A 12,314-nucleotide genomic window follows, 5' to 3' on the forward strand; every position below is an offset into this window, starting at 1 on the left:
GTCCTGAGAGCGCTCTCAATGGGCGATCGGCAGCCAGGAGCCAAGGGAGGCCCCTATGCGCACTGTCCGAGCCGCCGCCGCGGCCGTACTCGTCGGGGCGCTGGTCGCCGGATGCTCGTCCGGCGGGGGCGGCGCGGGATCCGGGTCGGCGGGCGGGAAGACCGTCGTCACCATCGATCTGTTCGGCTCCTTCGGCTACCAGGAGGCCGGCCTCTACGCCGCCTACGAGAAGGCCCACCCGGGGATCACGATCAAGCAGACCGACACCGAGGACGAGCAGGACTACTGGAAGGCGCTCCAGACCCGGCTCGCGGGCGGCGGCGGGACGGCCGACGTGCAGGCGGTCGAGGTGGGCCGGATCGCCTCCGTCACCCAACAGCAGGGCGAACGCTTCGAGGACCTGCGCGCGTACGGCGCGGACAAGCTCAAGGACGGCTTCGCGAGCGCCACCTGGGCCGCCGCGAGCGCGCCGGACGGCGCGGTCCTCGGCCTCGGCACCGACATCGGCCCCGAGGCGATGTGCTACCGGAAGGACCTCCTCGCGAAGGCCGGACTGCCCACCGACCGCACCGAGCTGGCCTCCCGCTGGTCCACCTGGGAGGGCTATCTGGAGCTCGGGCGGCAGTACCGGGCGAAGGCGCCCGGCAAGAGCGCCTGGCTCGACAGCGTCGGCAGCCTCTACACCGTCATGGTCGGCCAGGAGAAGGAGCGTTACTACGACGCCTCCGGCAAGCTGATCTACGCGGACAATCCGCCGGTGCGGCGCGCCTGGGACACCGCCGTGCGGGCAGCCGGGGACGGGCTCAGCGCCAAGCTCGACCAGTGGTCCCCGCAGTGGAACCAAGCCTTCGCCGCCGGCTCCTTCGCCACCCTGCCCTGCCCCGCCTGGATGCTCGGCTACATCAAGGGCCAGGCGGGCGAGGCGGGCAAGGGCACCTGGGACATCGCCCGGCTGCCCGGCGGCGCCGGGAACTGGGGCGGCTCCTTCCTCGCCGTACCGCGCGCGGCGAAGCACAAGAAGGAGGCGTACGAGCTGATCAGCTGGCTCACCGCGCCCGCCCAGCAGGCCCGCCTCTTCCGCGAGCGGGGCAACTTCCCCTCGTCCACCGGGGCCATCGCGCAGATCGCGGACGCCACCGACCCGTACTTCTCGGGCGCCCCGATCGGCCGCATCTTCGGCGAGGCGGCGAAGGCGGCCCCGGTGCAGGTGCTCGGGGTCCACGACAAGAACGTCGCCGACCAGATCACCAACGCGCTGAGCGAGGTGGAACGCAAGGGCACCGCCCCGGACGAGGCGTGGTCCCACGCCCGGAAGGGCGTCGAGAACGCGATCGGCTGACCGGGGAGCGGCGGCCTCGCCCGGACCGCCCGCGCGTTGGCCTCACGCGGCCCCGGACCGCCCGCACCCTGGTCCCGGCGCCCCTCCCCGTCCTCGTGTCTCCCCGGCCCCACCCCCTCCGAAGGGCCCCTCCCGTGACCCTCGCCCGGCTGTGGCGCACCGTGTCCCCGTACACCTTCCTCGCGCCGTTCCTCACCCTCTTCGCCGCCTTCGGGCTCTTCCCGCTGCTCTACACCGCCTTCGTCTCCCTCCACCGCGTCGAGCTCCAGTCACCCGGCGCGATGGAGTGGCGCGGGCTCGGCAACTACACGGCCCTGCTCACCGACGAGTTCTTCTGGGGAGCGGTGCGCAACACCGTCGTCATCGGCGTGCTGTCCACGGTCCCGCAGCTCCTGATGGCGCTCGGGCTCGCCCATCTGCTCCACTACCGGCTCCGCGGCCGGACCTTCTTCCGCACCGCGATGCTGCTGCCGTACGCGACCTCCGTCGCCGCCGCGACCCTCGTCTTCGCCCAGCTCTTCGGGCGGGACTTCGGGCTGGTCAACTACCTCCTCTCGCTGGCCGGGGCGGGCCCCGTCGACTGGCAGGACGGCACCTTCGCCTCGCAGGCGGCGGTCTCCTCGATCGTCGTCTGGCGCTGGACCGGCTACAACGCGCTCATCTACCTGGCGGGGATGCAGTCGATCCCCGACGAGCTGTACGAGGCGGCCGAGGTGGACGGGGCCTCGCGGCTGCGCCAGTTCGTCCACGTCACACTGCCGGGACTGCGGCCGACGATCGTCTTCACCGTGGTCGTCTCGACGATCGGCGCGACCCAGCTCTTCGGTGAACCGCTGCTCTACCAGGGCTCCGTGTCGGGCGGGATCTCGCACCAGTACCAGACGCTCGGGCTCTATCTGTACGAGCAGGGCTGGGGCTTCTTCCACCTCGGCCGGGCGGCGGCGGTGGCCTGGCTGATGTTCCTGCTGATCCTGCCGCTCGTCGGGGCGCACGCGCTCCTCGCGCGGCGCCGCTCCCGGCGCGACGCGTCCGCGCGGGCGGCGGCGTGAGCGCCCGGACCGGCCGCCGCGCCGGCCCCGTCGCGTACGCCGTGCTCGTCCTCGCCGTCCTGGTCTCGGCCTTCCCGTTCTACTGGACGCTGGTCGCCGCCACCCGCTCCAACGCCGACCTGGCGAAGGTGCCGCCCAGCCTGCTGCCGGGGCCGAACCTCATCCCCAACATCCGGGCCGTGCTCGACGAGGCCGACATCGGCAGGGCGCTGCTCAACTCGCTGCTGGTGTCCGGCTCGATCACCGTCGGCACGGTGCTGTGCTGCACCCTGGCCGGCTTCGCCTTCGCCAAGCTGCGCTTCCGCGGCCGGGGCGCGCTGCTCGCGCTCACCGTGGGCACGATGATGATCCCGCCGCAGCTCGGCGTGATCCCGCTCTTCATGCTGATCGCCGAGCTGGGCTGGGTGGACCGGCTCCAGTCGGTGATCCTGCCGGGGCTGGTGTCCGCCTTCGGGGTCTTCTTCATGCGCCAGTTCCTGGTACGGGCGCTGCCGGACGAGCTGATCGAGGCGGCCCGGACGGACGGGGCCTCCTCCGCCCGGATCTTCTGGTCGATCGTGGTGCCGGTGGCCCGCCCCGGGATGGCCGTGCTCGGGCTGCTCACCTTCATGAGCTCCTGGAACGACTTCTTCTGGCCGATCGTCGCGCTCTCCTCGCGGGAGCCGACCGTGCAGGTCGCGCTGCGCCAGCTCGGCGGCGGCTACGTCCACGACCAGTCCGTCGTCATGGCGGGCACCCTGCTCGGCACCCTCCCCGTCCTGCTGGTCTTCGGACTGCTCGGCCGGCAGATCGTCGGCGGGATCATGCGGGGCGCCGTCAAGGGCTGAGCCGCACAGGCCGGGCCCGGGGCCGCAGGCGCCCGGGCCCGGTCGGCCGGACTCCGCCGTGCGGGCCGTCCTCCGTGCCCTTTCTCCGATACCGGGAGTTTTCCTCTCATGAACGCTCATTTCCCTGCCGGCTTCCGCTGGGGCTCGGCCACCGCCGCCTACCAGGTCGAGGGGGCCGCGTCCGAGGACGGCCGCACCCCGTCGATCTGGGACACCTTCAGCCGCACCCCGGGCAAGGTGCGCAACGGCGACACCGGCGACACCGCCACCGACCACTACCACCGCACGCGCGAGGACGTCGCCCTGATGCGGGAGCTCGGCCTCACCGACTACCGCTTCTCGCTCTCCTGGTCGCGGGTGCTGCCGGGCGGCCGGGGCCCGGTGTCGCAGAAGGGCCTCGACTTCTACCGGCGGCTGGCCGACGAGCTGCTCGACGCCGGGATCCGGCCGGTCGCCACGCTCTACCACTGGGACCTGCCGCAGGAGCTGGAGGACGCGGGCGGCTGGCCGGAGCGCGCGACGGCGGAGCGCTTCGCGGAGTACGCGGGGCGCGCGGCGGAGGCGCTGGGCGACCGGATCGGCACCTGGACCACGCTCAACGAGCCGTGGTGCGCCGCCTTCCTCGGCTACGGCTCCGGGGAGCACGCCCCGGGCCGGACCGACGACCGGGCCGCGCTGCGCGCCGCGCACCACCTGAACCTGGCGCACGGCCTGGGCGTACGGGCGCTGCGGGCGGCGCTGCCCGCCTCGGCCGAGGTGTCGCTGACGCTGAACCTGCACGCGCTGCGGCCCGCCTCGGACGCGCCGGAGGACCGGGACGCGGTGCGCCGGATCGACGCGGTCGGCAACCGGATCTTCCTGGACCCGGTCTTCCACGGGCGGCTGCCGGCGGACCTGGTGGCCGACACGGCCCCGCTCACCGACTGGTCCTTCGTCCACGACGGCGACCTCGCGGCGATCTCCGCCCCGGTCGACTCGCTGGGGGTGAACTACTACTCCCCCGCCGTCGTCGCCGCGGGCTCCTCGGCCTCGCCGTCCCCGTGGCCGGGGGCCGCCGGGCACGTGCGCTTCGTGCCGCTGCCGGGGCCGCGCACCGCGATGGACTGGCCGGTGGACGCGGACGGGCTGTACGAGCTGCTGGTCCGGTTGCGCGACGAGCTGCCGGGCGTACCGCTGCTGATCACGGAGAACGGGGCCGCGTACGACGACTACGCGGACCCCGAGGGCGCGGTCCACGACCCGGAGCGGGTGGCCTACCTGGCGGCGCATCTGGCGGCGGCGGGGCGGGCGCTGGCCGACGGGGTGGACCTGCGCGGCTACTTCGTGTGGTCGCTGCTGGACAACTTCGAGTGGGCGCACGGGTACGGGCGCCGGTTCGGGATCGTCCACGTGGACTTCCCGACCGGCCGCCGCACGCCGAAGGACAGCTTCCGCTGGTACGGGGAGGTCATCGCCCGGAACGGGCCGCCGTCCCGCTGACCCCGGACCGCGCGGCGCGGCGGGCCTCGTGTGCGAGCGGCAGGTAGCGCAGCCGCTCGGGGAGGACGGGCACCACGGCCCGGACGACCCGGGCGAGCCGGCGCAGCCGCCGCTCCTGGGCCGCGGTCCACTCCAGGCCGATCGCCTCGCGCGCGTCCGGCGGCATGAGGCCGACGGTGAGGAAGGCCCGGACCCGCAGGAACGGGCGCCGCAGCAGCGGCCAGAGCGCCTTCAGGGCGAGGCGTACGGGGAGCGGGCCGCGGTCGGGGGCGGGGACGGGCTGGTCGGTGGCGAGGAGTTCGCGGACGACGACGGTGGCCTCCAGCTCCTCGGCGAGGACCCGGCGGTAGTAGGGCCAGAACTCCTCGATGGTCCCCGGCATGTCCCGGTCGTGGATGCCGAGGATCCGGCCGACGCGCAGCCACTCGGTGTAGAGGGCGCGGTCCTGGGCCTCGGTGAGGGGGCGGGCGAGGTAGCGCAGGCCGTGCCGGTAGACGGGGTAGCCGGTGGCGTGGACCCAGGCGTAGTAGGCGGGGGTCAGCGCGTGGTAGCGGCGGCCGTGGGCGTCGGTGCCCTGGATCTCCTTGTGCAGCGCCCGGAGCCTGCGGCCCTCCTCGGCGGCGGCCTCCCCGCCGTAGATCCACAGCTGGAGCGAGCGCAGGGAGCGCTCACCGCGGCCCCAGGGGTCGGTGCGGAAGACGGAGTGCGCGTCGACGCCGGCGCCGATGGCGGGGTGGGCGACCTGCATGGTGAGCGCGGCGGGCAGCATGAGCAGGGCGCGGACGTCTCCGGCGACGCTCCACAGGACGCCGCCGACGGGCGGCGGGAGGGGGCCGGCGGGGCGGGGCCGTCGCGCGGGGGCGGTGGTGGCCGCCGGTATCGCGGGTCCCGTGGGGGCTGCCGGGCCCGGGTCGGTGCGGTCCGTCACGGGTGGTTCCTCTCGTTCTCGCCGACCCGGACCGCCCGGCCGCGGCGGGACGGGCGGGGCGGGCGCGGTGGGCGCGGCCGGATATGACGCGGGGCCGCGTCCCGGGCGGTGGGCCCGGGACGCGGCCCCGTACGGGCAGGCGCGTGGTGCGTCAGCGCTGGGCGCCGACCGGCTCGCCGACGATGCGGCCGGCCAGGGCGTGGGCCCAGGCGTCGACGTCGGCGGTGAGCTCGCGCTCGGCGGCGGCGCGCTCGGCGGCGATCTTCTCGGAGCCGGCGGCCAGGATCGTCTCGCGCTCGCGCAGACCCTCGGCGCGGGCGGCGGCGATGGCGGCGGCGCCCTCCTCGGTGGCCTGGGAGCGGATGCGGGCGGCGTCGTGGCGGGCCTCGGCGAGCTCGGCCTCGTACTGCTCGCGGATCGCGGTGGCCTCGGCGCGCAGGTCGTCGGCGCGCTCGGTGCCGCCGTCGATGGCGTCCTCGCGCTCGGCGAGGGTGCGGTTGATCTTCGGGAGGATCCCCTTGGCGATGATGAGGAAGGTGACGCCGAAGACCACGAAGCCGATGATGAGCTCGGCCCACACCGGGTTGAGCGGACCGAGGTCCGTGTTGAAGATCTGCGAGTTCTGCGCGAGGGTCATGGGCCCATCTTACCTGGTCGCGAAAGCGACTATTCGGACAAATGGCCGAGAGTTGGCGCGTTCGTGCGGGCCGCGCAAGATTCGCGGCACCCAATGGCTACCGGAAGGTAACTACGGCTGCTTTGATGTGCGGCGCCGGTCCTCCAACCCCCCATCATTTCACGGGAGTTCCCAGTGCCGTTCCGCTCGCACCGCCGCGTCCCGGGCGCAGCCCTGTCCGTCGTGCTCGCCGCCGCCGGTCTCGCCGCGCTCAGCCCGGCCGCCTCGGCCGCCCCCGCCGCCGACCAGGCCGCGACGACGCCGCGCCTGAAGGTGCTGACGTACAACACCTTCCTGATGTCGAAGAACCTCTACCCGAACTGGGGCCAGGACCACCGGGCCGCCGCCATCCCGGCCGCCCCCTTCTTCCAGGGCAACGACGTCGTCGTGCTCCAGGAGGCGTTCGACAACTCCGCCTCCGATGCCCTCAAGGCGAACGCCGCCGCGCGCTACCCGTACCAGACGCCCGTCGTCGGCCGCTCGAAGTCGGGCTGGGACGCCACCGGCGGCGCCTACTCCGCCACCACCCCCGAGGACGGCGGGGTGACGCTGCTCAGCAAGTGGCCGGTGATCCGCAAGGAGCAGTACGTCTACAAGGACGCGTGCGGCGCCGACTGGTGGTCGAACAAGGGCTTCGTCTACGCGGTGCTCGACGTCAACGGCACCAAGGTGCACGTCGTCGGCACCCACGCGCAGTCCACCGACCCGGGCTGCTCGGCGGGCGAGGCGGCGCAGATGCGCAGCCGGCAGTTCAAGAGCATCGACGCCTTCCTCGACGCGAAGAACATCCCGGCGAACGAGCAGGTCATCGTGGCCGGCGACATGAACGTGGACTCGCGTACGCCGGAGTACGCGACGATGCTCGCCGACGCGGACCTGGTCGGCGCGGACGCCCGCACCGGGCACCCGTACTCCTTCGACACGGCCCGGAACTCGATCGCGAACGACCGCTACCCGACCGACCCGCGCGAGGACCTGGACTACGTCCTCTTCCGCGCCGGCAACGCGCGCCCGGCCGGCTGGACGAACGACGTGGTCCTGGAGCAGAGCGCGCCCTGGACCGTCACGAGCTGGGGCAAGAGCTACACGTACAGCAACCTGTCCGACCACTACCCGGTGACGGCATTCGCGACGAACTGACGCTGGTCCCCTCCTAATACAGCGCCCCGAAGACGCTGTACGCCCAGAGGGCCACGACCCCGGCGACGCAGAGCAGCGCGATCCAGGAGCCGAGGCTCGTGTGCCGGCTCCGCCGGGGGCGCGGCGCCTTCGTCCGCCGGGCCGCCTTCCGGGCGGCCCGGTCCGGGCGCGGCCCCCGCGCCTGGCCGGGGTCGGCGGCCGTCTCGGCGAGCAGGCGCCGGCAGACCGCGGCCAGCTCGGACGTCCCGGCCGTCAGGTCGACCACCGCCTCCAGGCGCGCCGGGGCGGTCGTCCCCCCGTCCAGGATCCGCCCGGCCCGCACCAGGGCCTGGTCCCGTCCCCCGGTCGGGGCCAGGCTGATCCAGCGCCCGACGTGCTCGCCGCGGATCACCACGCCGCCGCCGCGCTCCCGGTAGACGGTGTGCTCCTTCCAGAGCACCGCGGCCAACTCGACCGCCTTCTCCCTGAGTCGCGCCTGCATACCCTTCCCCCCTGCCGGCCACCCGCATACGAACAGGCGCCCGACTCTAGTGCCGGCCCCGCGCCGCGCCCCGCCGGGGCCCCTACCCGCCGAAGTCGTAGACCGTGACCGCGATCCCCCGCGCCACCAGACGCCCGGCTATCAGCGGCTCGACCCGCTCCCAGGTCCCGCCCGCGAGCCCGCAGCCGATCCGGGGCATGTGCACGGAGGCGCCCAGCTCCAGCGCCTTGTCGCCGAGCGGGCCGAGGGCCGCGTCGATCGCCTCGTACCGCACGGGCGGCCCGGCGCTCCGGCTCGTGCGGATCCCCCGCTGCCCCACCAGATTCGCCACCCAGAGATACGGCCCGACCTGCACGAACTGCGCCGCGCCGAGCCCGAAGCCGTTGCCCGCGCGCTCGCGGTGCCAGCGCCGGTAGGCCGTCTCCGGCTCCGGCCAGCGGGCCGAGACGGCCCGGACGAAGCCCTTCCCCCAGCCGCCCAGGTCGTTGCAGACGTGCGCGACGATCTTGACGCCCTTGCCGCCCGGCGCGGTGGCGTCCCCCCGTACGTAATCGATCCCCGTCATGCCCTCACCGTACGAGTCGCCACTGACATCGCCCCTCGACGCGTCATGATCGTCCTGCCCGTGGGATCCCCCGCGTCCCCGGCGCCCGAGCGACAGGGAGCTGATCCTCTCGATGACGACCCACACCCCCGGCGCGGCGCAGGCGCGCGCCGTCGACCGGCTGACCGCGTTCGTCGACGCGGCGGTCGCGATCGCGCTCACCCTGCTCGCGCTGGACCTGCCCGTCCCCTCGGGCGACACCACCCGCGCCATGCTCGACTCGGTCGGGGACCACGGCAAGGACTACCTGGCCTTCGTGATCAGCTTCGTGGTGATCTCCGCCCACTGGCGCGCCCACCACGAGGTCTTCCGCTCGGTCCGTGCCCTGGACAGCCGTCTGATCACCCTGACGCTGGCCTGGCTCTTCATGCAGGTCCTCATGCCGTTCGCGACCCGCGTGATCACCACCGACAGCGCCTTCGCGCCCCGCTTCAGCCTGTACGCGCTGGTCCAGGTCCTGGCGTCGGCGGCCTTCGCCCTGACCGTCCGCGAGATCCGGCGCGCCCGCCTGTACGCCCCGGACACCCCGCCCGGCGCCTTCGACGCGACCCTGGTCCGCAGCCTCTGCCTGGCCGCCGTGTTCGCGCTCTCGATCCCGGTGGCCTTCCTGGCCGGCACCGCCGCCTACCTGTGCTGGCTCGCGGCCCCCATCGTCCTCGGCCTCGCCCGCCGGGTCGGGCACGGCCGCTGAGCGGGGCGCCGGAGGGCGCGCACCGTCCGCCGTCGCGGCGACCCGCGCATGGATCACGCCCTTGCCAGATTCGTTGAACACGTTCAACCGCGTCTGGCGAGGTCAGGTGCGATGTGGACCGTCCACATCTTTTACAGAGCTGGTGAGACAGCAATACTGTTGAACCATGGAGCAGCCGAGCGGTGAGGGCCAGGGGGACGGGGCGGGCGGGGACGTCTACACCGTCGACGAGTTGGCCGCGCGGGCCGGGGTGACCGTGCGGACCGTGCGGTTCTACGGGACGCGCGGGCTGTTGCCGCCGCCGGTGATCGGGGCGCGGCGGGTCGGGTGGTACGGGGCCGGGCATCTGTCGCGGCTCGCGTTGATCGAGGAGTTGCGGCGGCAGGGGATGACGCTCGCGGCGATCGAGCGGTATCTGGAGCAGTTGCCCGCCGATCTCAGCGCGCGCGACCTGGCCGTGCACCGGGCGCTGGTCGCCGCCTGGGCGCCCGAGTCCGCCGAGGAGATCACCCGGCGGGAGCTGGAGCGGCGGGCCGGGCGGGTGCTCGGGGAGCGGGACGTCGAGCGGCTGGCCGCCATGGGGGTGCTGGCGGAGGGGTCGGGGCCCGACGTGTTCCGGCTCGACGGGTCGCTGCTGCGGCTCGGGGTGGAGCTGCTGGACGTGCCGATCGGGCACGAGACGATCCTGGCCTCCCGGACCGTGCTGCTGGAGCACGCGCGGGAGGCCGCGCAGGAGCTGGCCCGGCTCTTCCGGGAGCAGGTGTGGAACCCGTACCGGGAGAGCGGGGAGGACCCGGATCACCTGAGCGCGATGAAGTCGCTCTCGGCGGACATGCAGCCGATGGTGATCCAGGCCCTCGTCACCGCGTTTCAGCGGTCGTTGAGCGAGGAGCTCAGGTCGGCGTTCAGGACGCCCGGTCCGTGAAGACCTCGCCCCGTTCGGCCTTCTCGACCAGGAGGGCCGGCGGGGTGAAGCGCTCGCCGTAGGTGGCGGCGAGTTCGCGCGCGCGGGCGACGAATCCGGCGACGCCGCCCTCGTAACCGTTCACGTACTGGAGCACGCCGCCGGTCCACGCCGGGAAGCCGATGCCCAGGATGGAGCCGATGTTGGCGTCGGCGACCGAGGTCAGGACGCCCTCCTCGACGAGGCGGACGGTGTCCAGGGCCTCCGCGAAGAGCATCCGCTCCCGCATGTCCTTGAAGGGGATGGCCACGTCCGGCTTGGTGAAGTGCTCGCGCAGGCCCGGCCAGAGCCTTCCGCGCTTTCCGTCCTCCGCGTAGTCGTAGAAGCCCGCGCCGCCGCTGCGGCCGGTGCGGCCGAACTCGTCGACCATGCGGTCGATGACGAGCTCGCCGGGGTGCGAGACCCAGGTGCCGCCCGCCTCCTCGACGGCCTTCCGGGTCTCGTTGCGGATCTTGCGAGGCAGGGTGAGGGTCAGTTCGTCCATGAGGGAGAGGACCTTCGCCGGGTAGCCCGCCTGGGCCGCCGCCTGCTCCACGGAGGCCGGTTCGGCGCCCTCGCCGAGCATGGCGACGCCCTCGTTGATGAAGTGGCCGATGACGCGGGAGGTGAAGAAGCCGCGCGAGTCGTTGACGACGATCGGGGTCTTGTTGATCTGGCGGACCAGGTCGAAGGCGCGCGCCAGGGCCTCCTCGCCGGTCTCCTCGCCCTTGATGATCTCGACCAGCGGCATCTTGTCGACCGGTGAGAAGAAGTGCAGGCCGATGAAGTCCGCGCGGCGCTCCACGCCCTCGGCGAGGTCGGTGATGGGGAGCGTGGAGGTGTTGGAGCAGAGCAGCGCGTCGGGCGCCACCACGTGCTGGATCTCCTGGAAGACCTTGTGCTTGAGCGCGGTGTCCTCGAAGACCGCCTCGATGACGGCGTCGCAGCCCGCCAGGCCGGCGGTGTCGCCGGTGGGAGTGATGAGGGCGAGGAGGGCGTCGGCCTTCTCCCGCGTGGTGCGGCCCTTGGCCACCGCCTTGGCGCACAGCTTCTCGGAGTACGCCTTGCCCTTGGCGGCGGATTCCGCGGAGACGTCCTTGAGGACCACCTCGATGCCCGCGCGGGCGCAGGAGTACGCGATGCCGGCGCCCATCATGCCGGCGCCGAGGACGGCCACCTTGCGGACCGCGCGCGGGGCGACGCCCTGGGGGCGGTTGGCGCCGGAGTTGACGGCCTGGAGGTCGAAGAAGAACGCCTGGATCATGTTCTTCGCGGTCTGGCCCACGACCAGCTCGGTGAAGTACCGGCTCTCGATGGTCAGCGCGGTCTCGAAGTCGACCTGGGAGCCCTCGACGGCCGCCGCCATGATGTTGCGCGGGGCCGGGTACGGGGCGCCGTTGAGCTGCTTGCGCAGGTTGGCCGGGAAGGCCGGGAGGTTGGCGGCGAAGCGCGGGTTCGACGGGGTGCCGCCGGGGATCTTGTACCCGGGCACGTCCCAGGGCTGGTGCGACTCCGGGTGGGCGTCGATGAAGGCGCGGGCCTTGGCCAGCAGTTCCTCGGGGGTGGCGGCCAGCTCGTGCACCAGGCCGTTGTCGAGCGCGCGCCTCGGGTTGTACTGGGTGCCCTGGAGCAGCACCTTGAGCAGGGCGTCCGTGATGCCCATGAGGCGTACGGTACGGGCGACGCCGCCTCCGCCGGGCAGCAGGCCAAGGGTGACCTCGGGCAGGCCGATCTTGGAGCCGGGGGCGTCGAGGGCGATCCGGTGGTGGGAGGCGAGGGCGATCTCGTAGCCGCCGCCGAGCGCGGCGCCGTTGAGGGCGGCGACGACGGGCTTGCCGAGGGTCTCGATGCGGCGCAGGGCGCGCTTCATCTCCATGCCCGCCTCGAAGATCGCCTGGGCGTCCTCGGGGCCGGCCTTGATCATGTCCTTGAGGTCGCCGCCCGCGAAGAAGGTCTTCTTGGCGGAGGTGTAGACGAAGCCCCGGATCGAGTCCTTCTCGGCCTCCGCGCGGTCGGCGATCGCCGCGATGGAGGCGCGGAACGCCTGGTTCATGGTGTTGGCGGACTGGTTCGGGTCGTCGAGGACGAGGGTGACGACACCGGTCTCGTCCCGCTCCCAGCGGATGGTGGTGCTCTCGCTCATGGCTGCTGCTTCTC

At 73.2% G+C, this 12,314-nt stretch carries 12 protein-coding genes; 7 read left to right on the forward strand and 5 right to left on the reverse strand.

Features of this window, described 5'->3' with window-relative positions; translation table 11 throughout:
* Window positions 1-55: 55 nt before the first annotated feature.
* The 4 genes from AB0C99_RS14950 (at window position 56) to AB0C99_RS14965 (ending at window position 4,694) form a co-directional block, all read left to right on the forward strand.
* Complete coding sequence (locus AB0C99_RS14950; protein ID WP_362474736.1) at window positions 56-1,339, forward strand: extracellular solute-binding protein; 1,284 nt, start codon at window positions 56-58, stop codon at window positions 1,337-1,339.
* A 134-nt stretch (window positions 1,340-1,473) separates the two neighbouring features.
* Complete coding sequence (locus AB0C99_RS14955) at window positions 1,474-2,388, forward strand: sugar ABC transporter permease (RefSeq protein ID WP_362474739.1); 915 nt, start codon at window positions 1,474-1,476, stop codon at window positions 2,386-2,388.
* Complete coding sequence (locus AB0C99_RS14960; protein WP_362474742.1) at window positions 2,385-3,215, forward strand: carbohydrate ABC transporter permease; 831 nt, start codon at window positions 2,385-2,387, stop codon at window positions 3,213-3,215. The genes AB0C99_RS14955 and AB0C99_RS14960 overlap by 4 nt, the downstream gene beginning before the upstream one ends.
* 108 nt (window positions 3,216-3,323) lie before the next feature.
* Window positions 3,324-4,694, forward strand: coding sequence for a GH1 family beta-glucosidase (locus AB0C99_RS14965; RefSeq protein ID WP_362474745.1), 1,371 nt, complete (start codon window positions 3,324-3,326; stop codon window positions 4,692-4,694).
* Here AB0C99_RS14965 and AB0C99_RS14970 read toward each other — a convergent pair.
* Complete coding sequence (locus AB0C99_RS14970) at window positions 4,663-5,574, reverse strand: oxygenase MpaB family protein (RefSeq protein ID WP_362475001.1); 912 nt, start codon at window positions 5,572-5,574, stop codon at window positions 4,663-4,665. The two genes, AB0C99_RS14965 and AB0C99_RS14970, sit on opposite strands and share 32 nt — an antisense overlap.
* Before the next feature lie 199 nt (window positions 5,575-5,773).
* Entirely contained in the window at window positions 5,774-6,259 is a 486-nt protein-coding gene (locus AB0C99_RS14975) for a hypothetical protein (protein WP_362474748.1), read from the reverse strand.
* A gap of 174 nt (window positions 6,260-6,433) precedes the next feature.
* On the opposite strand from AB0C99_RS14975, the gene sph reads away from it, so the two are divergent.
* On the forward strand, window positions 6,434-7,438 hold the full coding sequence (sph, locus tag AB0C99_RS14980) for a sphingomyelin phosphodiesterase (protein WP_362474751.1): 1,005 nt from the start codon (window positions 6,434-6,436) through the stop codon (window positions 7,436-7,438).
* 13 nt (window positions 7,439-7,451) lie between these two features.
* On the opposite strand, the gene AB0C99_RS14985 is transcribed toward sph, so the two are convergent.
* Both AB0C99_RS14985 and AB0C99_RS14990 read right to left on the reverse strand, forming a co-directional pair.
* Window positions 7,452-7,919, reverse strand: a complete 468-nt coding sequence (locus tag AB0C99_RS14985) for a hypothetical protein (protein WP_362474754.1) — start codon at window positions 7,917-7,919, stop codon at window positions 7,452-7,454.
* Between the two features lie 82 nt (window positions 7,920-8,001).
* Window positions 8,002-8,484 (reverse strand): macro domain-containing protein, encoded by a 483-nt coding sequence (locus AB0C99_RS14990; RefSeq protein ID WP_362474757.1) that lies wholly within the window; start codon window positions 8,482-8,484, stop codon window positions 8,002-8,004.
* Between the two features lie 112 nt (window positions 8,485-8,596).
* On the opposite strand from AB0C99_RS14990, the gene AB0C99_RS14995 reads away from it, so the two are divergent.
* Window positions 8,597-9,214, forward strand: coding sequence for a TMEM175 family protein (locus AB0C99_RS14995; protein WP_362474760.1), 618 nt, complete (start codon window positions 8,597-8,599; stop codon window positions 9,212-9,214).
* A gap of 166 nt (window positions 9,215-9,380) precedes the next feature.
* Entirely contained in the window at window positions 9,381-10,139 is a 759-nt protein-coding gene (locus AB0C99_RS15000; RefSeq protein ID WP_362474763.1) for a MerR family transcriptional regulator, read from the forward strand.
* Here the strand turns inward: AB0C99_RS15000 and AB0C99_RS15005 are convergent.
* Entirely contained in the window at window positions 10,120-12,300 is a 2,181-nt protein-coding gene (locus AB0C99_RS15005) for a 3-hydroxyacyl-CoA dehydrogenase NAD-binding domain-containing protein (protein ID WP_362474765.1), read from the reverse strand. The two genes, AB0C99_RS15000 and AB0C99_RS15005, sit on opposite strands and share 20 nt — an antisense overlap.
* Window positions 12,301-12,314 lie beyond the last annotated feature (14 nt).

The sequence above is a fragment of the Streptomyces sp. NPDC048659 genome (assembly GCF_040650575.1).
Classification (GTDB): Bacteria; Actinomycetota; Actinomycetes; order Streptomycetales; family Streptomycetaceae; genus Streptomyces.